The sequence below is a fragment of the Paenibacillus sp. TAB_01 genome, from assembly GCF_043945595.1.
Classification (GTDB): domain Bacteria; phylum Bacillota; class Bacilli; order Paenibacillales; family NBRC-103111; genus Paenibacillus_S.
On record NZ_JBIFNP010000001.1, the window covers coordinates 5,503,736 to 5,528,319 of the forward strand.

General features: G+C 52.9%; 26 protein-coding genes and 1 pseudogene. 9 read left to right on the plus strand and 18 right to left on the minus strand.

What is annotated here, in order from left to right; translation table 11 throughout:
- The first annotated feature begins 122 nt into the window (after positions 1–122).
- A complete protein-coding gene (locus ACHHV8_RS26825; RefSeq protein ID WP_395162420.1) occupies positions 123–1,034 on the plus strand; it encodes an aminoglycoside phosphotransferase family protein in 912 nt (303 codons plus the stop codon).
- A 49-nt stretch (positions 1,035–1,083) separates the two neighbouring features.
- Here the strand turns inward: ACHHV8_RS26825 and ACHHV8_RS26830 are convergent, their stop codons facing one another.
- Together ACHHV8_RS26830 and ACHHV8_RS26835 are read right to left on the minus strand one after the other, a co-directional pair.
- Positions 1,084–2,769 (minus strand): diguanylate cyclase, encoded by a 1,686-nt coding sequence (locus ACHHV8_RS26830; RefSeq protein ID WP_395162421.1) that lies wholly within the window; start codon positions 2,767–2,769, stop codon positions 1,084–1,086.
- Between the two features lie 84 nt (positions 2,770–2,853).
- Positions 2,854–3,234 carry a response regulator gene (locus ACHHV8_RS26835; RefSeq protein WP_395162422.1) on the minus strand — a complete coding sequence of 127 codons (381 nt, stop codon included), beginning with the start codon at positions 3,232–3,234 and terminating at the stop codon, positions 2,854–2,856.
- 193 nt (positions 3,235–3,427) lie between these two features.
- Between ACHHV8_RS26835 and ACHHV8_RS26840 the strand changes: the two genes are divergently transcribed.
- A complete protein-coding gene (locus ACHHV8_RS26840) occupies positions 3,428–3,814 on the plus strand; it encodes a hypothetical protein (protein ID WP_395162423.1) in 387 nt (128 codons plus the stop codon).
- 16 nt (positions 3,815–3,830) lie between these two features.
- Here ACHHV8_RS26840 and ACHHV8_RS26845 read toward each other — a convergent pair whose 3' ends face one another.
- On the minus strand, positions 3,831–4,211 hold the full coding sequence (locus ACHHV8_RS26845) for a gamma-glutamylcyclotransferase family protein (protein WP_395162424.1): 381 nt from the start codon (positions 4,209–4,211) through the stop codon (positions 3,831–3,833).
- Positions 4,212–4,380: 169 nt separating this feature from the next.
- Between ACHHV8_RS26845 and ACHHV8_RS26850 the strand changes: the two genes are divergently transcribed.
- Together ACHHV8_RS26850 and ACHHV8_RS26855 are read left to right on the plus strand one after the other, a co-directional pair.
- Positions 4,381–4,521 (plus strand): N-acetylmuramoyl-L-alanine amidase, encoded by a 141-nt coding sequence (locus tag ACHHV8_RS26850; RefSeq protein ID WP_395162425.1) that lies wholly within the window; start codon positions 4,381–4,383, stop codon positions 4,519–4,521.
- A gap of 205 nt (positions 4,522–4,726) precedes the next feature.
- On the plus strand, positions 4,727–5,488 hold the full coding sequence (locus ACHHV8_RS26855; RefSeq protein ID WP_395162426.1) for a sulfite exporter TauE/SafE family protein: 762 nt from the start codon (positions 4,727–4,729) through the stop codon (positions 5,486–5,488).
- A gap of 110 nt (positions 5,489–5,598) precedes the next feature.
- Here ACHHV8_RS26855 and ACHHV8_RS26860 read toward each other — a convergent pair whose 3' ends face one another.
- Positions 5,599–5,886 carry a CD3324 family protein gene (locus ACHHV8_RS26860; protein ID WP_395162427.1) on the minus strand — a complete coding sequence of 96 codons (288 nt, stop codon included), beginning with the start codon at positions 5,884–5,886 and terminating at the stop codon, positions 5,599–5,601.
- Positions 5,887–6,650: 764 nt separating this feature from the next.
- Entirely contained in the window at positions 6,651–7,439 is a 789-nt protein-coding gene (locus ACHHV8_RS26865; RefSeq protein ID WP_395162428.1) for an alpha/beta hydrolase, read from the minus strand.
- A 273-nt stretch (positions 7,440–7,712) separates the two neighbouring features.
- Between ACHHV8_RS26865 and ACHHV8_RS26870 the strand changes: the two genes are divergently transcribed.
- On the plus strand, positions 7,713–8,303 hold the full coding sequence (locus ACHHV8_RS26870; RefSeq protein ID WP_395162429.1) for a xanthine phosphoribosyltransferase: 591 nt from the start codon (positions 7,713–7,715) through the stop codon (positions 8,301–8,303).
- Positions 8,304–8,739: 436 nt separating this feature from the next.
- Here ACHHV8_RS26870 and hisC read toward each other — a convergent pair whose 3' ends face one another.
- Entirely contained in the window at positions 8,740–9,846 is a 1,107-nt protein-coding gene (gene hisC / locus ACHHV8_RS26875; protein WP_395162430.1) for a histidinol-phosphate transaminase, read from the minus strand.
- 357 nt (positions 9,847–10,203) lie between these two features.
- Positions 10,204–11,787 carry a bifunctional metallophosphatase/5'-nucleotidase gene (locus ACHHV8_RS26880; RefSeq protein WP_395162431.1) on the minus strand — a complete coding sequence of 528 codons (1,584 nt, stop codon included), beginning with the start codon at positions 11,785–11,787 and terminating at the stop codon, positions 10,204–10,206.
- Positions 11,788–12,007: 220 nt separating this feature from the next.
- Here ACHHV8_RS26880 and ACHHV8_RS26885 point away from each other — a divergent pair, with 220 nt between their 5' ends.
- The gene (locus ACHHV8_RS26885; RefSeq protein ID WP_395162432.1) at positions 12,008–12,976 is read left to right on the plus strand and encodes a phosphate/phosphite/phosphonate ABC transporter substrate-binding protein; all 969 of its coding nucleotides are present in this window, start codon (positions 12,008–12,010) and stop codon (positions 12,974–12,976) included.
- A gap of 144 nt (positions 12,977–13,120) precedes the next feature.
- On the opposite strand, the gene phnE (ACHHV8_RS26890) is transcribed toward ACHHV8_RS26885, so the two are convergent.
- From phnE (ACHHV8_RS26890) to ACHHV8_RS26920, 7 genes and pseudogenes are all read right to left on the minus strand, one after another.
- Positions 13,121–13,918, minus strand: a complete 798-nt coding sequence (gene phnE, locus ACHHV8_RS26890) for a phosphonate ABC transporter, permease protein PhnE (protein ID WP_395162433.1) — start codon at positions 13,916–13,918, stop codon at positions 13,121–13,123.
- Positions 13,915–14,706: a phosphonate ABC transporter, permease protein PhnE gene (gene phnE, locus ACHHV8_RS26895; RefSeq protein ID WP_395162434.1), complete on the minus strand. Its 792-nt coding sequence runs from the start codon at positions 14,704–14,706 to the stop codon at positions 13,915–13,917. The genes phnE (ACHHV8_RS26890) and phnE (ACHHV8_RS26895) overlap by 4 nt, the downstream gene beginning before the upstream one ends.
- On the minus strand, positions 14,706–15,476 hold the full coding sequence (phnC, locus tag ACHHV8_RS26900; protein ID WP_395162435.1) for a phosphonate ABC transporter ATP-binding protein: 771 nt from the start codon (positions 15,474–15,476) through the stop codon (positions 14,706–14,708). Before phnC ends, phnE (ACHHV8_RS26895) begins: the two co-directional genes overlap by 1 nt.
- Before the next feature lie 148 nt (positions 15,477–15,624).
- A complete protein-coding gene (locus ACHHV8_RS26905) occupies positions 15,625–16,425 on the minus strand; it encodes a lipid II flippase Amj family protein (RefSeq protein WP_395162436.1) in 801 nt (266 codons plus the stop codon).
- Between the two features lie 152 nt (positions 16,426–16,577).
- The gene (locus ACHHV8_RS26910; RefSeq protein WP_395162437.1) at positions 16,578–17,348 is read right to left on the minus strand and encodes an ABC transporter permease; all 771 of its coding nucleotides are present in this window, start codon (positions 17,346–17,348) and stop codon (positions 16,578–16,580) included.
- Positions 17,341–18,354, minus strand: a pseudogene (locus ACHHV8_RS26915) (ABC transporter ATP-binding protein). The gene ACHHV8_RS26910 and the pseudogene ACHHV8_RS26915 overlap by 8 nt, the downstream one beginning before the upstream one ends.
- 91 nt (positions 18,355–18,445) lie before the next feature.
- Complete coding sequence (locus tag ACHHV8_RS26920; RefSeq protein ID WP_395162438.1) at positions 18,446–19,300, minus strand: helix-turn-helix transcriptional regulator; 855 nt, start codon at positions 19,298–19,300, stop codon at positions 18,446–18,448.
- A gap of 152 nt (positions 19,301–19,452) precedes the next feature.
- On the opposite strand from ACHHV8_RS26920, the gene fabF reads away from it, so the two are divergent.
- Complete coding sequence (fabF, locus tag ACHHV8_RS26925; RefSeq protein ID WP_395162439.1) at positions 19,453–20,706, plus strand: beta-ketoacyl-ACP synthase II; 1,254 nt, start codon at positions 19,453–19,455, stop codon at positions 20,704–20,706.
- A gap of 23 nt (positions 20,707–20,729) precedes the next feature.
- On the opposite strand, the gene ACHHV8_RS26930 is transcribed toward fabF, so the two are convergent.
- Complete coding sequence (locus ACHHV8_RS26930; RefSeq protein ID WP_395162440.1) at positions 20,730–21,545, minus strand: uroporphyrinogen-III synthase; 816 nt, start codon at positions 21,543–21,545, stop codon at positions 20,730–20,732.
- A gap of 330 nt (positions 21,546–21,875) precedes the next feature.
- Between ACHHV8_RS26930 and ACHHV8_RS26935 the strand changes: the two genes are divergently transcribed.
- The gene (locus tag ACHHV8_RS26935; protein WP_395162441.1) at positions 21,876–22,064 is read left to right on the plus strand and encodes a hypothetical protein; all 189 of its coding nucleotides are present in this window, start codon (positions 21,876–21,878) and stop codon (positions 22,062–22,064) included.
- 18 nt (positions 22,065–22,082) lie between these two features.
- Here the strand turns inward: ACHHV8_RS26935 and ACHHV8_RS26940 are convergent, their stop codons facing one another.
- The 3 genes from ACHHV8_RS26940 to ACHHV8_RS26950 all read right to left on the minus strand — a co-directional run bounded on the left by ACHHV8_RS26940 (position 22,083) and on the right by ACHHV8_RS26950 (position 23,808).
- On the minus strand, positions 22,083–22,406 hold the full coding sequence (locus tag ACHHV8_RS26940) for a hypothetical protein (RefSeq protein ID WP_395162442.1): 324 nt from the start codon (positions 22,404–22,406) through the stop codon (positions 22,083–22,085).
- Positions 22,407–22,694: 288 nt separating this feature from the next.
- Positions 22,695–23,597: a YitT family protein gene (locus ACHHV8_RS26945; RefSeq protein WP_395162443.1), complete on the minus strand. Its 903-nt coding sequence runs from the start codon at positions 23,595–23,597 to the stop codon at positions 22,695–22,697.
- The gene (locus ACHHV8_RS26950; RefSeq protein WP_395162444.1) at positions 23,566–23,808 is read right to left on the minus strand and encodes a hypothetical protein; all 243 of its coding nucleotides are present in this window, start codon (positions 23,806–23,808) and stop codon (positions 23,566–23,568) included. The genes ACHHV8_RS26945 and ACHHV8_RS26950 overlap by 32 nt, the downstream gene beginning before the upstream one ends.
- A 149-nt stretch (positions 23,809–23,957) precedes the next feature.
- Here ACHHV8_RS26950 and ACHHV8_RS26955 point away from each other — a divergent pair, with 149 nt between their 5' ends.
- On the plus strand, positions 23,958–24,443 hold the full coding sequence (locus ACHHV8_RS26955; protein WP_395162445.1) for a hypothetical protein: 486 nt from the start codon (positions 23,958–23,960) through the stop codon (positions 24,441–24,443).
- Positions 24,444–24,584 lie beyond the last annotated feature (141 nt).

Consider the following 24,584-nt stretch of genomic DNA (forward strand, 5'->3'; position numbering starts at 1 on the left):
AACTAAATAGACCGTCTCCGCCGGTTAGTTTAAAACAGGCCAAAGCCGATAAGCATTTGCCGCTTGGATGCAGTTTATGCTATGGTAAATCTTGGACTATGGTTAACCGAAGGAGGCTTACGATGAGCTACACCTTACCCGAATCGTTCATCCAAACTATCCATGGCGTTCACTCCGAGCGTGCGGAGCTTTGGCTGCAGGGCTTCGAACGGCTGCTTGCCTACTGTGAGGACAAATGGTCCTGTCAGATCCAGCTGCCGCCCCCTTATCCGCTCTCTTATAATTTCGTAGCTCCGGTGCGCATGAACAACGGTCAGGAGGCCGTATTGAAGCTGGCCGTACCGTCCAAGGACGCCTTATACGAAATCGCTGCACTGCAGCTGTATCAAGGCCAGGGCGCGGCGCAGCTGCTGGACGCCGAGCCCGAACGTGGCATCCTGCTGATCGAGAAGCTTCATCCCGGGAAGACGCTGAAATCCGTTCCAGATGAGGAACAAGCCACTCTGCTCGCCATCGAAGTGATGCGCAGCATCAGAAGGCCCGCTCCTGACCCTGCAGCCTTTCCTTCAGTGGCGCAGTGGTTCCAAGGCTACGACAAGCTGCGCCGGCATTTCCAAGGCGGGACGGGGCCCCTGCCCGAGCCTGTCGTTCAAAAAGCGGAGACGCTGTACCGGCAACTTCAGCAGAGCGCTGCCCCCCTGGAATTTCTGCACGGGGATCTGCATCATGAAAATATTTTATCATCGACCCGCGAGCCTTGGCTGGCTATCGACCCCAAGGGCGTACTGGGCGAAGCCGAATATGGCGTCGTTCCCTTCCTGATGAACCATCATCCCGAGCACGATCCGGCGCCCGTCCTGGACCGCAGAGTCCGGTTATTTGCACAGAAGCTCGGTCTCGACCGGCGCAGAATGCTTGCCTGGGCATACTGTCATGCCGTCTTGTCCGCTTGGTGGTGCGTCGAAGACCAGGTCGGCGGCGTGGAGAATAACCTTCGCACTGCGGAGCTGTTTGACGCCTTGCTGGAAGCATAACATAAGCAGCCTGCCGTACCTGACACGGTACAACAGGCTGCCGCCCGCACTAGGTCAGCTCCAGCAGCTGCTTGACTTTAACCTCCAGCTCAACCATCGAAAAAGGCTTATGCATATAAGCGTTGACGCCCAGCTCCAGTATTTTGGGCACATCCTCTTCCCGGCTGCGTCCGGAGAGCAGTAGAATTTGCAGCCCTTCCGGCTTGGCTTCCTGCGCAGCCAATTGTTCCAGCAGCTCAATCCCGTCCATTCTCGGCATGACGCCATCCAGAATGCAGAGATCGAATGAGGGCTGGCGGGCGATTTTATCCTTGGCCTCGATCCCGTCCGCCGCCTCTACGAAATCAATCGGCAAATGCTGAAGCTTGGACATGAGAATCGAACGTAAAATACGATCGTCATCCGCTATCAGCACCCGCTTGCGCCGCGATTCGAGCTTGTGCCCTTCCTGCGCGGCCATCGTCATCCCTTCCTCGTATTGGAGCACCCGGTCTCTGCCGCTCTGCTTCGCCGTGTACATGGCGCCGTCGGCGAACTTCATCCACTCTTCACAATCCAGCCCCTCCGACCATTCGCAGACACCGGCGGAAAACGTGATATAATAAGACTTTCCTTCATATTGAGCCACCGGTTCCCTATGCGCCTGCTGCAAAATCCATTCGATTGCCGTCCGAGCGTCTTCAGCCGGGACTCCCGGAAGAACGACGACAAATTCTTCGCCGCCAAGCCTGGCGAGCAAATCGGTCGCACGCAAATGCTTTTGCAGCAAATGGGCCAGTCCCTGCAGCACAACATCCCCAACATGATGCCCATGTTTATCGTTGATGCTTTTAAACCGGTCAATATCTATAAACACCATCGAAATCGGAGCAGGATACCTTGCCACCCGTCTAAGCTCTACCTGGATCTGCTGATCGAAGAAGCGCCGGTTGTATACTCCCGTTAACGGATCGCGGAATGCCATCTGCTCGAAATTTTTGGTCCGTTTCAGCAGACTGTATATTCTTGCGCTCAGCTCCTCGTATTCAAACGGCTTCGTCACATAATCGTCCGCACCCAAATAAAAACAGCGTATTTTATCGTGAAGGTCATCCCTGCCCGACAACACAACAAGCGGTACCCATTTGAGTGTCGGGTCGTCTTTGACATATTCGAACAACTCGTAGCCGGAGTGCGGATGCATCATTAAATCCAATGTAATCAATTCGTAGCTGTGCTCGCGCAGCAGCCTCTGCGCTCCTTCCACGTCCGCGGTTTCATCCACTTCGTATCCTTCAAGCCGAAGCCGCCTGACCAGATAGGATCTCAGCACTTCATCATCATCAATCACCAGCAGGCGGCTGCTTGCAGGCAAACCAACCGTCCGCCCCCGATGCTCCTGCTCTTCATCCAGCTCCATCTCCTGCGCATAGATATCCAGCTCCATGGAAAGCTGCTGAACCAGCACCTTTCCATTCAGCACGCACGCGTGGTATCGCTGCAGCTTGCAGTCGTCCGGCTCCGCCAAAATGTCATGCTCATGGGCCCATTCCCATTGATGCACGAGCTTCTCGGCGATCGTACCGATCCGGAGAAATCCGAACATAGGGGCACTGCCTTTTATCGTATGTACTATCCGGTAAATCCGGCCCGCGGCTTCCCCGACAGCCTCTATCACATTCAGCCCGAAGAGATCATACAGCTCGCGCAGCTGCTTGCGCAGCTCCTCTACGTAACGTTTACGGCCTTCCTTCATTAACCTGGCTTCTCTATTCAATCGTTCATTCTCTGATGAATGACCCAACAACACTCTCACTTCCAGTCGCGTCAAATAATCGAATTACTGCGAGTCCGCAATCAACTGCTCCACCGTATCCACCAGCTGCAGAGGACTGAAGGGCTTTACAATGTAAGCCGTCACCCCTGCCGCTTTGGCTCGCTCCCTGTCTTTCTCCAGCGCCTTGGCGGTCAGCAGAATAACCGGCGCCTGCTGATTCGGATTCGGGTGACTGCGCAGCCATTCGCATACTTCCACGCCGGTAAGCTCCGGCATCATATAATCCAGAATGATCAGGTCGTATCGGTCGGCCTGAACGAACTGCAGCGCCGCTCTGCCATCCTCCGCCTCCGTAATGTCGTATCCTTCTATATCCAGCGTCTCCGTTAACAAAAACCGGAGCGTCGATTCGTCATCAGCCAATAATATGCGGGAATTCGGCATCTCTTGGTGTCTCCTTCTGTCTATAAATATATGGCTTTATTATAGCATTCTTTTAAATAACCGGAGAAAAAACAATCATTTATATTACTTAAGAACTATGATAGAATAAACATAAAGACTTCTTTATATAATTTTTACATAAAATGAAACCTGAGAACTATTGAAAAAATCATTACAGGATGTGACATTAAGCATGGAAAATTTCGATATATTATTCAAAAGGGTGTCGAAGTATGTTGTTTTCGGTCAGCCGGTGGCTTCCGGGTCTGTTGTGAACCAACGCCTTTCCGATCCCCGTATCCCTATGTCCGCCTGTTATATGACACTCAAGGTACAGAATGAAGGCGAGCATTATTACCATGAGGTGTGGCTGAAAAAAGAAGGCCTGTTCGCTATTACCGAGGCTTGGTATAAAGATTCTTCCGTGTCCCGGAAACTGCTCCACGACAATGTCGGCTTTGCCCAGCTCAAGGAGCTGTTCGGCGAAGAAGAGAGCGGATCGGTGATTGTACGGATGACCGAGATTATCAAAAAATCCGAACGTGACGAATGGCAGCGGCAAATACCAAGAAGAGCTTAAGGGAGCACCACTCCGCTTAAGCTCTTTTGCTGTTCCTGTGCCTGCGCCAGCTGCCGCCCGGAATTGGAGGACATCCCCGGGAATCGTTCCATACATACCCCCATCCCTCCCGTGCAGTCTCTGCATCGCGCAGGAGTACTCTTTCGTAATCGTTGCATGCGCCCGGCCCGTAATACTCTTCCAGCATATCCATTGCGGCAAGCCCCTCCTCCGTTACATGGAGCCATTCTCCATAAACCCGGCCGCCGTTCACATTCGGCACAAGCCCCGGATAGGGCCCGCAATCGTAAAGTGTACCGCGGACGCTGCCCGGTTCGATCCTGGCCGCGTAGGAGGCGGCAACAGGATGGTTGTCCTCCCCGGCGAGCAGAGTACCGTAAACGAAAACCCACACCATCCATGCTCCCTCCTTTCATGGTCTTGCATGACCACTTTTATCATATCAAAAGCGAAAAGCATGGCACAGGGGCCTTTTTCCTGCGCCGTTACCAAAATAGCGTTACCGGCATAAGATGCAGTACACGCTTCCTACCTACACTACATGCGGTTTGGAAAGGAGTATTCTGATGCTGAGCGCTCAAGATGCCAATAAGATTATTGCCTTTTTAGCTGCAGCCTACAGCTGTACTAACTCCAAAGATGCCAAGGAAGAATTTCACCGGCTAGCTAATGAGCTCCGCAAAGCTTCCGGCCAGCCGGAGGAATAAGCTTTCCTTCAGATGCGACAAAAACGCCGCTTCGCTAACAGTAGCCGGCGTTTTTGTTATGCCCGGTTATTCACCGAGACACCCGGATCCTCATATAGTATGGGGAGTTTTTTATAATTTTTTAAAACACATATTGCCGATAATCTTAGTAGGAATTATAATAGGCATATAGCTTGCAGAGCATACAAATGCATGGGGTGGAATTATGGACTGGACAATTGCTTTTATGGGCCTTCTTGTCGGCCTGCTTGTTGGATTAACCGGAGTCGGAGGGGCGGCGCTGTTGACGCCGATCCTGGTATTTGTAGGTATTCAACCGACGGTCGCTGTCGCAACCGATTTATTTTACAACTCAATTACGAAGCTGTTCGGAAGCATTCAGCATTACCGTCAGAAGACGATTCAGTTCAAGCTCGTGCTGTATTTAGCCCTCGGCAGTGTGCCCAGCGCCATTGTTGCCATCTTGCTGCTCGAGCTGTATCCGCCGCTGCACAGCATTCAGGAAACCATCATTAAACATACACTTGGCATCATTCTAATCATCGTAGCTCTTCTCAGCATTGCCAAACAATGGTTCGGCCGCCTGGAAGGCAGCCGATTGCAAAATAAACCTTTGGAAGAAAAGCGCTGGCTCACGATCGGCATCGGGGTTGTACTGGGTTTTATCGTCGGGATGACATCCATCGGCTCCGGTTCCCTGTTTGCGATTGCCATGATGTTCTTCTTCCGGATGACCGCCGCGGAATTGGTCGGAACCGATATTGCGCATGCCTTCCTGCTCGTCTCTGCGGCAGGCATCATGCATGCCGGCTTCGGTAATATCGATTACGGCCTTGCCTTCAACCTGCTGATGGGTTCCGTGCCCGGCGTCCTTCTGGGAAGCGGCCTGTCGGCCAAACTTCCCGCCAAGCCGCTCAGAACCATCATGGCCGCGATTATACTGATCAGCGGACTGAAGCTGATTTAGCCCGCGGAACCGCCGTCTGCCAATGCCGGCAGACGGCAAATAAAAAAAGCCTTACGGCTTTTTTTTCATATGCATCTATTTAGGAACCCCATCCGCAGCCACGGCCCCAGCTAATGCTGTGCGGCCACGACTACGCGGGTTTTGACGATAATTTTGCGTATGCTGTCCTCGGACAGATGATACTTTTGAATCAACTCCGATACGGTCAAGCCGTTCTCATAGAGCTTGAATATTTCGTGGTTACGCCGCTGGATCGTTTGGCGGGTGCCGTTGTTCTCTCCCCAGCCTGCGCGAGTCTGTTCTTTCTTCGGGATATAGATAATCTCTCCCTGAATATAATCCTGCAGCTGCTTCAGCAGGCTAGGGGGAAGAATATCCTTTCCGTTTTTGTACCCCATCGATGAAATCCTCCTTCCGTGCTTTCGTTGCAAGCGACGTCGCGAAAGGAATAAGCATTTTCATCTTTACACCTCCTGATCTGGTTAAGCGATAAACGTCCATTGACGTTTTCCAAACCATGCGACCTGCCGGTTGGCTTATGCCAGCATCGGCTTTGGAAGCAGGGTTGTTTTTTAGCTCCAGCCCGAAAGGAATCGGCCCGTGTGGCGGATCCGCTCCGTACAGAGCCTCCTGATTCGGGTATTGGTCAAAAAACAAAAAAACACGATCAGCCGTATCGTGCCTGGGTGTCCGTATATGTCATGGTTTCATGTCAATGACGTCAGGTGACGGTGATGGAGAAAATGCTTATTCAATTCAGCCAAAACCCTTTTCTAATGATTGTGCCTTCAAACATCGAACGCCACTCCCTTCGTCATATTTTCATGATTCCGTTACTTCCCAAATTATACCTTATCTGCAGGTGCCGTGTCTATCGTTCTCTTGGAATATAAGGGAGGCCCTCAGGCCCCCCTGCGGGTTATGGAGTGTCCCTGCCTAAGCAGAGACCACCTCAGCATGTGTAATCATTTGTTCAGATCACTCCTTTCCTTGAGTGTTAGCTGGCCTGCTACACTACTATTAACGCATATTCGCAAGCTTGTTCTCAAGTGAAAGAATGGTTATAACCAATCTATCCCGCCGCCTATCCGGCTGTCAGCAGCCTGTGCGGACCGGTTTATTGGCAGCGCATCCAAGAAAGCCTTTGCATAGAAAGTTAGAGTTAGAAACCCTGCTTCTTCAGCCAGGCTGCGCACACCGAGGTCCATGCGCTGACGCCCGGATGCTCGGCCGCCAGCCCTAGCCCGTGGCGTCCGCTCTCAAACACATGCAGCTCGAAAGGAACCTTATTGCGGCTGAGCGCCGAAGCGAACAACAAGCTGTTCTCCACCGGAACGGAGGCATCGTCCGCCGTATGCCACAGGAACGTCGGAGGCGTCTGCTCCGTCACCTGACGCTCGCTCGACATCCGCTCGATCAGGCTGATGTCCGCATCCTCGCCCAGCAGATTGGCTTGCGAGCCTTTGTGCGCATCAGGACCGAAGCTGATCACAGGGTAGCACAGCACGAGCAGGTCGGGCCGGCTGCTTTCGCGTTCAATCAGATCCTCGGCGTCCGGACGGCCCGAGTCGTAATGCACACCCGCGGACGAAGCCAGGTGGCCGCCTGCCGAAAAGCCGAGAATACCGACACGGGAAGGATCGACGTTCCATTCCTGCGCTCGGCTGCGAACGGTCCGTATCGCCCGCTGCGCATCCATTAACGGGTTGGGGTGCCGGTACGGCGCGACCCGGTAGTGAACGACGAATGCCGAGATCCCGAGCGTATTGAGCCATTGCGCTACAGGAGCGCCTTCATGATCCGCCCGCCGGGCGTAACCTCCTCCAGGGCATACGATGACCGCAGGCGCAGGATCCCCGCCTTGTACAAGATAAGGAACCAAGGTCGGCCGGTCATCCGCCGTCTCCCCAAGCGCATTCGGTGTTCCGTCTGGCCATAGCAATAAACTCATTTGATTATTCCTCCCCGCAAGCATTGGATTATAAAAAATGATGCATACGCATTGATCATACTACAGCCTGTACGAACGGTGTATCCTTTTTTTACAAGAACAGGAAGGATGGATTGCCCTATAGGCTCAGGCCCTGACGTGCGTCGGGCTGCCTGTCTAAAATTGCCGCCTGCGATAGGGGACCGTGCACAATTCAACCGGCCTTCTCTAGATAATAGCTCCGGCTTCCTATATAATCTGAGGAAAAGAAAACGTAGCAAGGAGGCCTCTATTTTGAAACTGCTCCAGGAAACGGTACTGCGCGAGGGCATCGTATTAAGCGACCAGGTATTGAAAGTAGACGCTTTTCTCAACCATCAGATCGATCCCGGCCTCATGCTTGCCATCGGCAAACAATTTGCCGAGCTGTTCGCTGCCGAGAAGATCACCAAAGTATTGACCATCGAATCCTCCGGCATTGCCCCGGGGATCATGACGGCGATGCAGCTGGAAGTTCCTCTGTTATTCGCCCGCAAGCATAAATCATTGACTCTTACGAGCGATATTTATACGGAAACCGTCTATTCCTTTACCAAGCAGGTAAGCAACGAAATTACGATTTCCAAAAAGTTTCTTCAGCCTTCCGACAGCGTTCTGATCATCGACGATTTTCTCGCTCACGGAGAAGCCGCCTTCGGACTGGCCCGCATTGTAGAACAAGCCGGCGCCCGTGTGGCAGGCATCGGCATTGTTATTGAAAAGTCGTTCCAGAGCGGACGGCAAAAGCTGGACGATGCAGGCTACCGGGTCGAATCGCTCGTCAGGGTCGCTTCGTTAAGCGGCGGCCGGGTGGCCTTCGTGGAACAGGGCGCCGAGCTCGCCTAAATGGATACAGACAGGCGGCGAGGCTGTCCCCAAAGTCACTTTCGGCTTTGCGGTTCCGATCGGGCTGAATAGCTGTCGAGCCAAAAGCAGCCTTCGGCTAAGTCCTCGTCGTCGCTCCTACATCTGAGCACAGAGAGGGAAGCGGATATGGGGGCTCCAACCTATTGAAATTCGTCTCATTTGAAAGAATGCCTAACTGGAACGACACGAATTTCGAAGGCGGGCGCTGCTGCTTTTCCCTTATCCAATCCCTCTTTTGTTCTACTCTGTGCTGCCTTCCATTTCTTCATGACCATACCGGTCCGGTCTTTAATCCCGCATTCCCTGCCGGTCAATTAAGCTTATAATAGCCCTGCTGAGGCAGACTTTCCGCTTACCAGCGGTTCTGTTGGACTGTCTCATTCCGTGCAGCCTCTTTTTTCCTGTCCGCTCCTGATCAGCCCTCCGCCATAATCCCCTTCAGCTTCGTCAGGAACAGCTCATTTTCTTCATCTGTACCGACGGTAACCCTGACATGACCCGGCAGCCCCCATCCGCCGCCGTAGCGGACGATGATGCCTTCGGCCATCAGCCGGTCATAAATACTTTTAGCATCCGGCCCTAATTCCACGAGAATAAAATTCGTCATACTTTCCGTATAGGACAATCCCAGTTCTTTAAAGCCCTTGTACAGCTGTTCGCGGCCTTCTGCGTTCAACTGCTGCGATTTACACACATGCTCGTCGTCGTTGACGGCTGCTGCCGCTGCCGTTTGAGCCAGCGCGTTCACGTTGAACGGCTCTTTTACCTTATAAATCGAGTTCGTCAGCTCCACCGAAGCGGCGCCGAAGCCAACGCGAATGCCCGCAAGCCCGTAAATTTTGGAAAACGTCTGAAGCACGATAATCGGGTAGCCTGCGCGGACAAATTCAAGTCCATCCGAATAATCTTCGGCAGAGGCGTAATGCTTGTAAGCCGCATCGAACAGAACCAATACCCGCTTCGGCAAAGCATCGAGCACGCGCTGCAGCTCATCTCTGCCGATATACGTTCCTGTCGGGTTGTTAGGAGAACAAAGGTAGACGATTTTGGTCTGGCCCGTTACCTCAGCCAGCAGCGCGTCCACATTATAGCTGAAGTCCTCGTTGAGCGGAACGCTGACCGTCTTCGCCCCCATCAGCGTAGCTCCAAATTCATATTCGCTGAAGGTAGGAGAAGGCACGACGATTTCATCCCCTGCCTCAAGGAATGTCTCCGATACCAGAGTAATCAGCTCATCTCCCCCGTTGGTGACGATCAGCTGCTCCGGCTGCAGGTCCAGCCGTTCGGCAATAACCTGATTCAACAGCTTGGCCCCCGCATCCGGATAGCGGTGAATTTCCGGCAGGAATGCCGCAATCGCCTCCACTGCTTTAGGGGAAGCCCCGAACGGATTTTCATTGGAGGCCAGCTTCACAACCTTCTCAATCCCCAGCTCCTGCTGCACTTCCCAGATGGGCTTGCCCGGCGAATAAGGCTTCATCTCATGCAGAACTTTACGGCCTTTCACTTCGAATTCATTCATCCGTATCCTCTCCTGACTTGAACATTATTTTAATGCAATAGTTAGATAATACATTAACGCATTAATTTAGTAAAGTATTTTTATAAAATACAGGGAGCCGCGTTCAGCGACTCCCCAGGCTGTCGAGAAAGCCTTACTAAGTGAACCATGAGTACCAACGCAGGTGGGGTATCTTCCGGAAGAGTTTACGTCCGCCTTTGAAATTCGTGAAAATACCTTCAAATCTAATCCATTTCATGGATTTCAACAGCGGCTGGAGGAGGATACCCCACCGGAGTATCACACAAATTCAGGGTTTCTCGACAAGCTCGGGAGCCGCGTTCAGCGACTCCCGTTTCTTTTGATTCCGAGATCCCGCTATTCCCAGATGACTTCCCAGTTGGCATTCAGCGACGCCTCGATGGTACCGCGCTCCATAATGTAGCTGGCCAGCAGCTCCGCCATATCCGTAGGTATGTCCCGGACCACAGGCTTACCTTGGAACATCGTGTAATTGCCGCCGCCGCCCGCCCGGTAGTTGTTCATCACGACGTCATACTCCGCATTCATATTCAGCGGCTTTCCTTCATATTCAAGCTGGACGACACGCTGGCCTTCCGGCAGGGCAATATTCAGCTTATACCGTATGCCTTCCCACATATCATAATTATAATGCTGCGGCTTAGGCTCGCTGAAGGCAGGATTTACAGTGACAGGGCCTCCCGTATAGGTGGCGAAATAGGAGGCGAACCGCTCCAGCGCATCTTTAATGTCCTGCCCGCTGATCCGGATTACCTGCAGTGTGTTCGGATAAATGTAATTCGACACAATATCCCTCATCGTAATATCCGGCGGAAAGCCAGGCGATATGTTGTCGAACAAAGCGGTATTGGAGATCCGGGCACCGGAAATGTCCATCTGCACTCTGTTGATAAACTCAATCAGCGGATGCTCCTTCAACCGGACCGCCATCGGATCGGTGATTCTCATATCCCCGAGCAGCTTGCCGATCGGCGTATCCAGCCAGGCCTGGGTTAGCTCCTCGTCCTTTTGCACCAGCTTCACGATGGACGGCACCGCCTCGAACCCTTCGGGAGACAGCAGCTCGGCTTTGCGGCTGACAATGACAAACCGGTCCTCACGGCGCTCAAGCTCGAGCTCCACTTTCCCCAGCTTCGTCCCTTGACTTCCGGGCTGTACAACCGTTACGCCGTTCACCTCTTGAGCGATCGTACGATGCTGGTGACCGGTCAACAGCACATCGATGCCCTCCACTTCCGTACATAACGCATAGCCTACATTTTCGCCCGTCAACGGCTCGGTCGGCTCTCCCGTATTCAGGTCGCGCTCAAAGCCCCCATGGTACGAAACGACCATCACATCCGGCTGCTCCTCCTCGCGTACCTTCGCCACCCATTTGCGGGCGGACTCCAGCACGTGCTCGAATCGCAGGCCTGCTATATGTTCAGGCTTCTCCCAGTGCGGAATGTAATGCGTCGTCAGCCCGAGGACCGCCACCTTGACCCCTTCAGGGGACTTAAACATCCGGTACGGCGTTCCGAAATAAGGCTCGCCTGTCGCCGCATCGACGATATTGGCGCACAGCCACGGGAAATGAGATTCCCGGACAGCCTTGTTAAGCAGCTCCAGTCCGTAATTGAACTCGTGATTTCCAAGCACCGCCGCATCGTATCCAGCTTCATTCAAGGAGCGGACCATCGGGTTCGGTGCTTCCGCATTCAGCTTCGCGTGATGATAAACGAGCGGCGTCCCTTGAATCAAATCTCCGTTATCCACGACAAGGACGAAGCTTCCGCGCCCTCGTTCCTGTTCGATCATCGCGGCAATTTTGGCAAATCCGGATGAAGTTGGCGCATTATTCGCATACTGTATAGGCAGCAGTGCTCCATGGATGTCGCTCGTTTCCAAAATAATAATCTTACATCTTTTGTTAATATCCATTAACTCGTCAGCTCCAATTTCAGACTCAGATTTTGCAGGCTTCATATTTGAACTTGTTACCACTATAGCAAAAATAGGCCGACACGATCAATGAAGGCTATTATTCGCCAAACGCTTTCAATTTCTTTCATATTTTCATAATTTATTTACTGTTGATTCGGGTATTCTATGCTATAGTAGATGATGGATGAGATACCATATTTAACAGGAGGTCAAAAACATGTTAAAAAAGTTTACAACCATCAGTCTTTCTCTTTTACTGACTGCGGGTATCGCTGCGGGCTGTGCGAAGAAGGCGGAGCCAACTCCGGCTGCACCGGCTCCAGAGGGCAACAAAACAGAAACTGCTGCAAAGGGGTATGTACCTAAAGAGCTCGTAGTCCAGTTCGTACCGTCCCAAAGCGCAGAAACGCTTGAAGCCAAAGCCAAGCCATTGGAAAAGCTGCTCGGCGACAAACTCGGTATTCCTGTAAAAGTTTCCATCTCCACAAACTACAACACCATCATCGAAGCGATGGCATCCAAGAAAGTAGATATCGGCTTCCTTCCTCCAACCGGCTATGTGCTGGCACATGACGAGAAGAAAGCGGCTGACCTGCTGCTTCAAGCTCAACGCTACGGCGTGAATGACGAAACCGGTCAAGAAGATAAATCGAAGCTGGTGGATTCTTATAAATCCATGGTTATCGTAAAGAAAGATTCTCCGATTAAATCCATTGCGGATTTGAAAGGCAAGAAAGTCGCTTGGCAGGACGTAACCTCTTCTGCAGGGTACATCTATCCAGGTCTGGAAATGAAGAAAAACGGCATTGACCCGGATAAAGACGTACAAGGGATCGTTGTTAAAGGCCATGACAAAGGCGTGCTTGCCGTACTTAACGGCGAGGTTGACGCAGCTGCCGTGTTCCAGGATGCACGTCTGAACGTAGTTAAAGACGTACCGGACGTTTTCTCCAAAACTCGCGTGCTGTTCTTCACTACACCGATTCCTAACGATACTATCAGCGTACGTCCTGACATGGATCCGGAATGGCGTAAAAAGATTGCCGATGCCTTTATTGCTATCGGTAAAGACCCTCAAGGTCAACAAATCATTTACGATGTATACTCCCACAGAGGCTACACCGAATCCGATGACAGCAAGTTCAACGTCGTTCGCGACGCCAATAAACAAATGGGCGCGAAATAATTTATTTGCAGCAGCAGACCGTTTTGGGCAATCCGCCCGAACGGTCTTTTTTTCTTGGGCGCACCAAAAGAAAACCCGACCGTCCCTGTACGGGAAGATCGGGTTTGTCGGGAAGCCTTGCAGCAGAAAGCGCTGCGCCGCCGGTTAAATAAGTCTTTTGCGGATATAACCTGAGATGATATCGATGATGGTAACCATAACGATAACACCGAGCAAAATAATGCCGACCCTTGACCAGCTGCGGGCATCTAACGCGAACAACAGCGGCGTTCCGATACCGCCGGCGCCGATAACCCCCAGAATGGCCGCCGAGCGGATATTGATTTCAAAGCGGTATAGCGCAAAGGAGAAGAAGTAAGGCAGCACCTGCGGAATGACGGCAAACCACAGCACCTGGAGCTTGTTCGCGCCGCAGGCCACAAGCGCTTCCCTCGGGCCGTAATCGAGGTTCTCTATCGATTCCGAATACAGCTTGCCGAGCATCCCGATGGAATGCACCCCCAAAGCCAGCGCACCGGCGTAAGACCCAGGCCCTACGGCTTTAATAAACACAATCGCCATAACCACCTCGGGAAACGTCCGGATCAGACTGAGGACAAATTTACCCGAGCCCGTTGCCCAGCGCGCCTTGCCTCTCGTGCTGGCCGCCCAGAAGGCGAACGGAATACAGAGAACGGCTGAGATAAAAGTACCGAGCACGGCAATAGCCGCTGTCTCGAGAAGACCACGGAGCAAATCCTCCCCTTCGGGCAGGTACACATAGCCCCAATCCGGATGAAACAATCCTCTCAATATCGCTCTGGATACTTGTCCGGCCGTATCCTTGATCCCAGTAAATTCCAGGCCGGAGAAGGCCCAAACCAATATAATCAACACAACAATACCAATGGACCAGGAACGAATGCGTTCCCCCGTATGTTTATTCATCGTATCTGTCTTCATAGCAGTTTCTCCCGTAATTTCGTACTGACATAATCAATCACAAGTACGACAACCAGCGTAATCAGAATAATCGTCGAAGCCTGATCGTAACGCAGGCGGTCTAGCGAACGCTGGAGAATCAGACCGATACCGCCGGCTCCGATGAAACCCAGAATCGTAGCGGCACGCACGTTCACCTCGAAGGTGTACAGAAAATAGGCGGCAAACTGCGCCGTGACCTGCGGGATGACGCCGAAATTGATCCACTGCAGCTTATTGGCTCCTACCGCTGTCATCGCTTCCAGAGGTCCGGGATCGATGGACTCGATGGACTCATAGGTCATTTTGGATATAAGCCCGAAGGAGAAAAACGCCAGTGCGATCGTACCCGCTAACGCACCGTACCCTACGATGGCGGCGAATACGCCCGCGAACATCAAGTCGGGAATAGTCCGCACCAGGTTCAACACGAATCGGGAGATGGCGCTCAGCACGGGAACCCGCGTCACGTTGCGTGCGGCGAGAAAGGAAAAAGGAATCGCGACGATCGCCCCGACCGTCGTCCCGACAATCGCCATCCGAATCGTTTCCAGCATCGGCTCGATAACCGTGCTGAAATAGCTCCAGTCCGGGGGATACATATCATAAAACAGCTTGCCCATCTCGGGAATGCCTTCAATGAGCTCGGGGATGGAAGCATCCGTTTCCATCGCGCTGCCCAGAATGAGCACCAGAATAAGAACGATCGACAAGGTCGTCTTTAGGGAAGACGGCTTCTCCAGCTTCTTGCGTTGTTCGGAAGCTGACATCAGGCGTCCACCCCCAGCAGCTCGTCCTTCTTAATCGCACGTCCGTAAATTTCGGAGAACCTCTCGTCCGTCGCTTCCTCTACCGGACCGTCGAAGACGACCTGCCCTGCGCGCAAACCGATGATTCTTGTCGCATATTCCCGAGCCAAGTCGATAAAGTGCAGGTTGACGATGGTGGTAATGCCAAGCTCCTGGTTGATCCGCCGCAGGTCGTCCATGACCTGACGGGTCGTCAACGGGTCGAGGGAAGCTACCGGCTCGTCCGCCAAAATAATTTTGGCCTCCTGCGCCAGGGCGCGGGCAATCGAAACCCGCTGCTGCTGACCGCCGGACAGCTCGTCGGCGCGGGCGTAAGCTTTTTCCCGGATGTTGACCCGATCCAGCGCTTTGAGACACAGCTCTACATCTTCCTTCGGGAACAAGCCAAGCAGCGTTCTCAGCGTCGAGTGGTACCCGACACGGCCGGAGAGCACGTTGCGCAGCACGGACACTCGCTTGACCAGATTGAAGCTCTGGAAGATCATGCCGATGTCGCGGCGCATCCGGCGAAGCTCGGCGCCTTTGGCGGCGGTGATCGACTTGCCGTCGATTTTAATATGACCATCGGTTATTTCGTGAAGCCGGTTAATCGACCGCAGCAGCGTCGACTTGCCTGCGCCCGACAAACCAACAATAACGATAAACTCGCCTGGTTGAATGGTCAAATTTATGTTGTTGAGACCCACGGTTCCATTGGGATAGACTTTGGAAACTTTTTCAAATTGAATCATAGGCTTACGGTTCCCCTTTAAGATAGATTGCCTGGCAAACGTAGTATTTCGACATAAATCTTCTTTTTCCTTTTTCGGCCCGGCATTGTTTAAAAAACCTTATTATTTTTAACTAAGATGCCTCAAAAATTTGTAAATCATCCCTAAGCTACGACCACCAGGGCACTGTCCATTGAATAATCAGGGTCGAAGGAACCAGCAGCAGCTGTGCCAGCCAGGTACCGAAAAACCGCGAAAACATGAGCAGCCCGTACATTTTGGTCAAAGAAGCCATGCTTTCCTGACCGCTCATCGCCCGGTCGGTCAGCAAGGCGATCTGCGGATCGACCAGCAGCGTCATCAGAATCGTCGCAATGCCGTTGATCAAGCCGGAGGACAGCGTCGCCGTCGTGCTGTATTCCGGCATCAGGAACGACGCGTTCAGCGCCGCGAGCACCCCTACTGTATAAATAGCCGTTACGACGGTATTGAGGAAAAGAAGCCGCTTCGGCACGCCACCGATACGCAGCCGGGAAATCATTTCCCAGGTTGGCGGCTTAAACTGCTTTCCGGCCACTTTAAGATTGCGAATCGTCACCGATTCGAGAAAAAGCCGGGGCAGCGATCCCGTCACTTCCAGGCGGGAGATCAGCTTGGCGGATAAGCGGACGGTGGTCGGAATGAGCAGAATCGCAAGCAAGGTGCCGAGCGAGGCCCCGGCGATAATAATGTGCAGCTGCGCCTCCAGCGAGATGCCGGGGTTGCGCTTGGCCTCGTCGATCATGCCTCCGATCATCGGCGCCTGCATCAGATTCGATGTGCGGGAAACCAGCACAATCATGCCGGTCAGCGATAAGGCGACAGCCAGCTTGCCCATCCGTACGCCCGCGAGCCGCACTCCGTAGGATAATGTTTCGACGGCATGAATCAAGAGCGTCAGCAAAGAAACCCAGATTACTTTATCCAGCATGGCCGGCACGTCCCCTTTGTGTCATTTTCATTTCAATTGTCTCTCTCCCGGTTACAAAAAAAGCCATGCGGCTTTCAGGGCTTTCCCCGTCTTCTCGCATGGCTGCATAGCTGCATGGTTCTACTGGTCTGCTGGTACTAATGCTACTGCTGTTATCCGGCCACGTCCCGCTTCGTAAATAACAGCCACGAGACCGCATACATCACGATCCAGTAAACCGCGAGCATAGTCACCGAAAACCCGAGCGTCATCCCTTTGACCAGGGGCTCGTCTCCCAGCAGGTACGGCGATAAATCCGTATTGGCAAACAGCGTATATTTAACCCAGTTGTATTTCAAGCCCGCCAGCATCAGGACGACGCCGTTCGCGGTAAACATCAGAAAGATCGAGAGGCCTATAGCCAATGAGCTGCTGCGGAAAACCGTCGAGATCATAAAAGCCAGAGTGACGAACATCAGCAGATCGACAAATTTGATGCCGTACGTCTGAACGATGCGGGGAAAGGAGCCTGCCTCGCCCGGGCTCCCGCCCAAGCCGAAGAAGATCAGCCCCACAAAGTACGAGACTACGAATAAAGCCGCCAGCGCCGTAATCAGAAACAGCAGCACCGAGACGTATTTCGCCGCCAATATTTTGGCCCGGGTCGCCGGGCGAATGAGCAGCAGCTTGATCGTGCCCCAGGTAAATTCCGAGGCGACGCTGTCCCCCGCCACAATGACGGAGAAGACGAATACAAGAAACGATAAGCCGGCCGTCATCGACATAAAAGGAAGCGCGCTGTTCATGCCCGATTCCATCACATATTTGAACAGCACCGCATATAAAATGACGGTCAACGCCAAGATGCCGAGCATGACCCAGGTCCGGGCCCGGTTGTAAATCTTCATTTGCTCATTCTGTACGAGCCTGACAAAGCTAGACAATTTGATTCCCCCTCGTCACTTCCAGGAACTGATCCTCCAGAGATTTGTTCTGCGTCCGGAGGCCGTAAACCCGGATGCCCGAAGCTACCAGCCGCGCATTCAGCTCGGCGATCTGCTCGCGGCCGCCGTGCAGTCTTACCGTCACGGTACCTGCAGTATCCTGTACAGCCGCTTCCGCCGGCGCGGCGGTTCCCTCCTGGGCAGCAGCATCGGGTCCGGGGCCGTCCTGGCGCGTGACCGCTCCTGCGCCCTGTGCGCCCGTCAGCCCGCTTGCGACCGCAAGGGCAGCTTCTACCCGGTCCGACCTCCAGCTGGACCTCCAGCACTTCCTGCGAAGCCTGCATCTCTTTGAAGGAACGCACATCCAGCAGCTTCCCGTTCTGGATGATAGCCACGCGGTCGCACATCAGCTCCATCTCCGAGAGCAAATGGCTCGATACAATGACCGCCAGTCCTTCCTGTACCGTCAGCTGCCGTAAATAATCCCTCAACTCGCGGATGCCCTCGGGTCCAGCCCGTTGGTCGGCTCGTCCAGAATCAGCACCGACGGACGGTGCAAAATGGCCTGCGCGACGCCCAGACGCTGACGCATGCCGAGCGAATAGGTTTTCACTTTGTCGTGGATGCGGTGCTCCAGCTTGACCAGCGCAATGACTTCCTGCAGCCGCTCTTCCGTAATGCCTGGAATCATCCTGGCAAAGTGCTGCAAATTTTGATACCCTGTCAAAAATTTATAAAATTCCGGATTTTCTACAATCGCTCCGATGTGCATCATCGCCTGCTCGAATTCGGATTTCACACTCAAGCCGTTGACGCGCACCTCGCCTTCCGTCATGGACATCAATCCCACGATCATTCGGATGGTGGTTGTTTTGCCTGCTCCGTTCGGTCCGAGAAAGCCGAAAACCTCACCGGGAAGCACGTCAAACGATAAATGATCGACAATCGTTTTGGAGCCGATGCGTTTGGTCACATTTTTCAGCTGCACTACTGACATTGTATTCATGATGCCTCCAACATAGAAAAAGGATAGGTAACTTTTCAGGAAAAGTATACCATATCCCTTCATGCAGACCAAACCGCCTCCGAATGCGGGCTTACGTTTCGCGAACGGCCTGCCGCTCCATCAGCTGCTTCAGCTTGGCTTCGGTCGTCGTGCCGGACACCGGCGTGTAGATGCTGCAGCGCAAATCGGCGCTGCCGTGCACCTGCAGCGAAGTGAGATGGAACAGCATCTTCCCCGCCTTCGCATGCCGGAACTCGATGAGCACCTCCGGCGAGGAACTGACCCGGCTCTGCTCCCACAAGGTCTGGAATTCGGGATGTACTCCCCGCATCGTTTCCAGAAACCGCTCGTACCACTCGTCCTCCACATACTGCCCGTAATAGGCGCGGAAAATCGCCAGAAAGCCGCTCGCGAAATGCTCCCAGTTGACTGCAAGCCGCTGGAATTCCTTGCGCGTAAACAGCAGACGGATCATATTCCGTTCCTCCGGCGGAAGCTGCTCGAAATCGAGAAACACGTGGGACGCCGCTTCGTTCCAGCCGACAATCTGACACCGCCGGTCCGAGATGATAGTCGGGCAATGCTTCAGCTCCTGCAAAATCTTCTGCAGCGAGGGGCTGATCTCCGGCTGTTCCTCCGGCGGCAGCCCGGAGGTCGGTCCCGCCTCCAGCGCCAGGGAATAGACGTATTTCCGCTCGTCGGCATTCAGCTGAAGCACGGTAGCGACTGCATCAAGCACGAAGGACGAGACTTTGATGTCCCGGCCCTGCTCCAGCCAGGTATACCAGGTCGGACTGACCCCAGCCAGCTGAGCGACCTCCTCGCGCCTTAAGCCCGGCGTTCTTCGCCGCGCGCCGCTCGTCAAGCCGGCCGACTCGGGCGATACTTTGGCCCGCTGCGCTTTTAAAAACTCGGATAACGCCTGTAATCTCGTTTGCCGATTCATTTCCTCATCCCGCCTTTGAGCCCCGCAAGGGGGTACCCCGGATACTATGATAAATTACAATCTTGTACTAGGATAAAAAGTGTGGAAAGATACACGTATGACTTAATTTAGTACCTGGTCATATTATCTAATAATGAACGGGAGGATGCAAGATGGAAAGAGTCGTGATTACTGGTATGGGAGTTATTTCCCCGCTTGGCAATGAGGTAAATACGTTCTGGGAGCGTTTAAAACGGGGCGAATCCGGCATACGCCTGATTGATACATTCGATACCGCCCGCTACAAAGCGAAAATCGCGGGCATGGTCCAGGATTTCGATGCGGAGGCCCGCTTCGGCCGCAAGGAGGCCCGGCGCATGGACCGGTTCTGCCAGTTCGCCCTGGCCGCCGCGGAGCAGGCCTGGACGGACGCCGGCCTGCAGGACGCAGCGATCGACCACGAGCGGCTCGGCGTCTATGTCGGCTCCGGCATCGGCGGCATCCAGACGCTGCTCGAGCAGGACGCGCAGCTGCGGCAGCGCGGACCGGAGCGCGTCAGCCCTACGCTCGTGCCGATGATGATCGCCAACATGGCCGCGGCCATGATCAGCATCCGGTACGGCGCGTTCGGGCCTGCGCTGGCGCCGGTGACCGCCTGCTCGATCGGCAACACCGCCATCGGCGAGGCGTTCCGGCTCATCCGCTACGGCGGCGCCGATGTCATCATCGCCGGAGGCAGCGAGGCGGCGGTGACCGAAATCTCGCTCGCGAGCTTCGGCAACGCGACGGCGGTCTCTACCCGCAGCGGCGATCCCGCCGGTGCCAGCCGCCCGTTCGACGCCGGGCGGGACGGGTTCGTGATGGCGGAGGGAGCGGGCATCGTCATCCTCGAGTCGCTTTCCCATGCGAGACGCAGAGGCGCCAGCATCCTGGCCGAAGTGACCGGATACGGAGCCAGCTCGGATGCGTACCATATGGTCGCGACACATCCCGAAGGCACCGGCGCCTACCTTGCAATGAAGGCGGCGCTGCGCGAAGCGGCTTTGCAGCCGGAACAGGTGGACGTGATCAGCGCCCACGCTACCAGCACGGAGATCGGCGACAAATCGGAAACGGCCGCCATCAAAAGATTGTTCGGCGAGGCCGCTTACCGTATCCCCGTCACGGCGAACAAGTCCATGACCGGCCATATGCTGGGTGCGGCAGGCGGTGCGGAAGCGATTGCCCTGGTTCAAAGCCTGCGCGAGGGAATCATCCCGCCCACCATCAATCAGGAGACGCCCGATCCGTCGTGCGATCTCGATTATGTGCCAAATCAGGCTAGAGAAGCCAAGCTCAGCATCGGGATGTCCAATTCATTCGGCTTCGGCGGCCACAATGCCGTAATTGTGCTTCAGGCTTGGAACGACAAAGAAAATGCGGGATGAGCACGTCATCCCGCATTTTTTTCTTATGAAACAGTTAGGCTCTCATAATATTGAGCCAAGGCCACGATCATGCTGCCCATCCGTTCTTCTTCGGGCGCTACGACCCTTTTCACGCCTTCATCGCGCAGCGCTTCTGCCGTGACCTTACCTACGGCTACAGCGGTCACTTTGCTGCCGAACGCTTCGAGAAGCGGCTCCACCAGACCCAGCCTGCGGGCATAAGCCATCATAAGCCGGACCTGGGGCGTGCTCGTAAACGTAACGGCATCCACCTCGCCGTTCCTGATTTCCGACAGAAGCCGGTCCATCGTATCCAAATCCGGCGGGATATGCTCATAGGGCAAAATTTCGTAGTAATCCGCCTGCTGTTCCTTCAGCCATTGCACAAGGCGCGGCGCATGATCACCATACAGCTGCAGCGCGACCCGCTGCCCTTTCATACTACAGGACTGCATTTCGCGCAAAATGCCCACGGTAGTGCCGTCGTCCGATTTGATTTTCGCTTCCAGACCAAGCGTTTTTAAATATTTGAAGGTTTTATAGCCTCTTGCCGCAAGGTTGGAGTTTCTCAGGCATTCCACGAAAGCTTCGCCTGCTCCCATCTCCACCGCTGTCTGATATAAAATATCCGTACCGACGGAAGTGGTGAGAATGACCCAGTCGGCCCCAGTCGCCAGCAGCTTGCTGATTTCGGCTTGAACCAGCTCCTTTTCGACGGCAACGGTTCCCTGAGCGGGGCGAAGGAGCGGAATGCCGCCCAGCTTCTCCACGATAACGCTTAATTCAGCCGCCTTTCGCGGACCGGTCAGTGCAATTCGCTTCCCTTCCAATCGTCTCATCCCGTGTCTCCTCCACTATCTAATGTTATTTTATCTAACATTTATATATGTATTTGTACTATAGCTTATAACTTCGTATTTTTCAATCAAAAACTGCTTATAACATCCTTAAATCAGGTTTATTTTTTTACCAGTAGCGAACAAAAATCTCCTTTTTCAATTTTATAGTTCGTCATTTCCCTCGATTTCAATTATTTCCTCTGCTCAAAATCGCCTTTTTATGTTTACTATACCTATTTTATGTTATATATTATTACATATCTTCCCTGGTTTAATGGAGGCCGCATCAGGCGGCCACAGTGACTTTCTAGCACGCGAGGAGGATTGCGCATGAACCATTCCCTCACAATCAACAGCATACGGGCCGTATTCCTTTTGGCAGCTGCCGCTTTCATCGTTTGGCTGGCCTTTGTCGACCTTAAGTTACTCGGTATCAGCGCGCTGTTGTTCTCCATTGCCGTCCGCTTCTCCATTCTGCTTCAGTATGTATTCAGGATACAAAAAAACTCGGACACGTGATTTCTGTGTCCGAGTTTTTTAATGCTGCCGGCGGTTGGCCGAAAATCTCGCTTGAGCCCAAGCGTCCAGCTTTTTCACCTGCTTCTTGCTTAAGAAGCCGATCACAAGCAAAAGCAGGATGATCAGTGTGAAAAGATCGAGCTCCCTAAATTGAATAAAGTTCAGCAGGCCGAGCAAAACCTGCGGAATCACGCCCGTGATAGCAAAAAGCACCGCTCCCGCTTTAAACCAAAAACTCGACTGCATGCCGTACCGGGCATACAGCATAAAGAAAGTCGATGCCCAAGCAGCCACTTCCAGCATAATTAACAAGATCCATTTATGATTCACAATAAATTCCATGTCGTTTCCGGCTCCTTTGCGCGGTAAGCTTTTTATGATACGGAAGAAGCACTAGTCCAATCCATAGTTAACTAACGTTAATTAGGATTATACTAAATTACCGGCTGCTGCACAATGATCTTTCCTGAACTTTCCTTTCCTTGCAATGCAAAAAAATCATTACCCTATCACCGGATTAGAAAAGGATCCTCACGTGTCTCCCCTTCTCGCTGCTGACTCCGCAGGCCCGGCGATATATGTAATGATTTTGCTTTCAGCGGCTAAATTTCAAAATAACGCATGAATGCATTAGTGGATATCCCGTTTCTTAAAGCGTCCCCCTTTGACATCATGAATATTCCCAACTGCGAGAAAGGCTGTAGGATCGAGCTCTTCGACGATCGTTTTGAGCTTGGCTTCTTCCAAGCGCGTAATGACGCAAAAGATCACCTTCTTCTCTCCTCCCGTAAAGCCCCCTTCTCCATTTAAATAGGTGACACCGCGCCCTAAACGGCTAAGAATCGCCTCCCCGACGTCTTTGTAGCTTTCGCTGATAATCCAAACCGATTTGGATTCATCGAAGCCTTCAATAGTAATATCTATCATTTTAAAAGCGATATAGTAAGCAATTAACGAATACATGGCGTGATCCCATCCGAACACGAAGCCGGCGCTTCCAAGGATGAACAGGTTGAGGAACATGACGATCTCCCCGACGGAGAACGGCGATTTTTTGTTTACGAGAATGGCTACGATTTCGGTTCCGTCCAGCGACCCCCCTGTCCGAATGACCATCCCGACACCGACGCCGAGAATAATGCCCCCGAATACAGCAGCCAGCAAAGGATCGATTGTGATGGGGGGAACGGGATGAAGCATGGTCGTGCCGATAGACATGAGGATGACGCTGAATAGAGTAGATAGTGCGAAGGTTTTACCGATTTGCTTATAACCGAGGAAAAAGAAGGGCAAATTCAAGAAGAACAAGAAAATACCAAGCGGCCAATTCGACAAGTGGGACAAAATAATCGAGATCCCCACGACGCCGCCGTCAATAATGTTATTGGGCACGAGAAATATTTCAAGCCCGATGGACACAAAGCTGGAACCCAACAGTAAAAACAAAGCCCTCCTCAGCAGCTTCGTCCGTGTTGCCCTGGAGTGCTGAGGTGTAGGCGGTTCAAGTGCATTTTGTTCGATGTTCACTGTCATGGCCATCTCTCCCCTCGTTAATCATATGGATAAAATCAAATTCCGAAGCGATTTCCCAAATAATCATGTCCGTTGCGGACAGCTGGCCGCGGATAAATTCACACGATTGCTCCAAACCGCTCATTTCCAGCTGACGGATCAATCCTTGCTTACGGATGAGAAGCCTTTCCAAATAATGCTCAACCTTGGATTTCCGATACGTTTCCGGCATGTATACGTTATTCCCCCTTTTTCACTATAAATATATTCCTTACTTCCTATTGTATTCATTTGTATACAAATAATCAAAGTTTATCGGAATAAATGTTTCTTCAGCCGGAGGGCACACTAAGGATACTCACCGGAAAGGAGCTGTGCATCATGAAAAAAATGTTCATTCTTTCGCTCTGTATAGCCCTGCTCCTGGCTATTACCGGGTGCGGTGAATCCAAGGAGCAAAAGGCCAAGGCCCAAAGTCAAAAACAGACGGAAGCCAGTGACGATCACACCATCGATACTGCTTTACAGCAGCAAATGAAAATGTATAAGCAGCTAAAGCAGAGTGAATATGACGAAGCGGACAAAGTGCGCCAGGCGGAGAAAAAGCAGTTGAAGAAGCTGAGACAGGATCGGGTCAAAGTACTGGAGAAGCTGCTGAAAGAGGAACAGGATATCGACAGCGGCAAGCAGCTGATCCGAATCCAGAAGCAGACGGAAAAAGCGACGGATCAGGAAGAGGCGCCTTCCTCGCCCGAGCAGCAAAAGTCTGAGGAAAAGAATGAGCAAAAAGAGAAAAAACAGAATGAAAAAGAAAGTGGAAGCAGGACCGATAAGGAGAAAGAAATGGGCGGACAAAATCAAAGCTGATCGTATGCAGCAGTATTCCGAATCGTTTGGAACACTGCTTCTTTTCCATTGCCCGGTCCCGCCTAACTGGAAAACCGCCTCTGTTTCCGTTAGTCTAGAATAAGGACTTTATATGGAAGGAACGAGAAAGGGGCGATAAAG

Excerpts from the sequence above, each read along its gene's own strand:
- ACHHV8_RS26825 (WP_395162420.1), top strand. The coding sequence starts at position 123 with ATGAGCTACACCTTACCCGAATCGTTCATCCAAACTATCCATGGCGTT.
- ACHHV8_RS26830 (WP_395162421.1), bottom strand. The coding sequence starts at position 2,769 with ATGAAGGAAGGCCGTAAACGTTACGTAGAGGAGCTGCGCAAGCAGCTG.
- ACHHV8_RS26835 (WP_395162422.1), bottom strand. The coding sequence starts at position 3,234 with ATGCCGAATTCCCGCATATTATTGGCTGATGACGAATCGACGCTCCGG.
- ACHHV8_RS26840 (WP_395162423.1), top strand. The coding sequence starts at position 3,428 with ATGGAAAATTTCGATATATTATTCAAAAGGGTGTCGAAGTATGTTGTT.
- ACHHV8_RS26845 (WP_395162424.1), bottom strand. The coding sequence starts at position 4,211 with ATGGTGTGGGTTTTCGTTTACGGTACTCTGCTCGCCGGGGAGGACAAC.
- ACHHV8_RS26850 (WP_395162425.1), top strand. The coding sequence starts at position 4,381 with ATGCTGAGCGCTCAAGATGCCAATAAGATTATTGCCTTTTTAGCTGCA.
- ACHHV8_RS26855 (WP_395162426.1), top strand. The coding sequence starts at position 4,727 with ATGGACTGGACAATTGCTTTTATGGGCCTTCTTGTCGGCCTGCTTGTT.
- ACHHV8_RS26860 (WP_395162427.1), bottom strand. The coding sequence starts at position 5,886 with ATGGGGTACAAAAACGGAAAGGATATTCTTCCCCCTAGCCTGCTGAAG.
- ACHHV8_RS26865 (WP_395162428.1), bottom strand. The coding sequence starts at position 7,439 with ATGAGTTTATTGCTATGGCCAGACGGAACACCGAATGCGCTTGGGGAG.
- hisC (WP_395162430.1), bottom strand. The coding sequence starts at position 9,846 with ATGAATGAATTCGAAGTGAAAGGCCGTAAAGTTCTGCATGAGATGAAG.
- ACHHV8_RS26880 (WP_395162431.1), bottom strand. The coding sequence starts at position 11,787 with ATGGATATTAACAAAAGATGTAAGATTATTATTTTGGAAACGAGCGAC.
- ACHHV8_RS26885 (WP_395162432.1), top strand. The coding sequence starts at position 12,008 with ATGTTAAAAAAGTTTACAACCATCAGTCTTTCTCTTTTACTGACTGCG.
- phnE (WP_395162433.1), bottom strand. The coding sequence starts at position 13,918 with ATGAAGACAGATACGATGAATAAACATACGGGGGAACGCATTCGTTCC.
- phnE (WP_395162434.1), bottom strand. The coding sequence starts at position 14,706 with ATGTCAGCTTCCGAACAACGCAAGAAGCTGGAGAAGCCGTCTTCCCTA.
- phnC (WP_395162435.1), bottom strand. The coding sequence starts at position 15,476 with ATGATTCAATTTGAAAAAGTTTCCAAAGTCTATCCCAATGGAACCGTG.
- ACHHV8_RS26905 (WP_395162436.1), bottom strand. The coding sequence starts at position 16,425 with ATGCTGGATAAAGTAATCTGGGTTTCTTTGCTGACGCTCTTGATTCAT.
- ACHHV8_RS26920 (WP_395162438.1), bottom strand. The coding sequence starts at position 19,300 with ATGAATCGGCAAACGAGATTACAGGCGTTATCCGAGTTTTTAAAAGCG.
- fabF (WP_395162439.1), top strand. The coding sequence starts at position 19,453 with ATGGAAAGAGTCGTGATTACTGGTATGGGAGTTATTTCCCCGCTTGGC.
- ACHHV8_RS26930 (WP_395162440.1), bottom strand. The coding sequence starts at position 21,545 with ATGAGACGATTGGAAGGGAAGCGAATTGCACTGACCGGTCCGCGAAAG.
- ACHHV8_RS26935 (WP_395162441.1), top strand. The coding sequence starts at position 21,876 with ATGAACCATTCCCTCACAATCAACAGCATACGGGCCGTATTCCTTTTG.
- ACHHV8_RS26940 (WP_395162442.1), bottom strand. The coding sequence starts at position 22,406 with ATGGAATTTATTGTGAATCATAAATGGATCTTGTTAATTATGCTGGAA.
- ACHHV8_RS26945 (WP_395162443.1), bottom strand. The coding sequence starts at position 23,597 with ATGACAGTGAACATCGAACAAAATGCACTTGAACCGCCTACACCTCAG.
- ACHHV8_RS26950 (WP_395162444.1), bottom strand. The coding sequence starts at position 23,808 with ATGCCGGAAACGTATCGGAAATCCAAGGTTGAGCATTATTTGGAAAGG.
- ACHHV8_RS26955 (WP_395162445.1), top strand. The coding sequence starts at position 23,958 with ATGAAAAAAATGTTCATTCTTTCGCTCTGTATAGCCCTGCTCCTGGCT.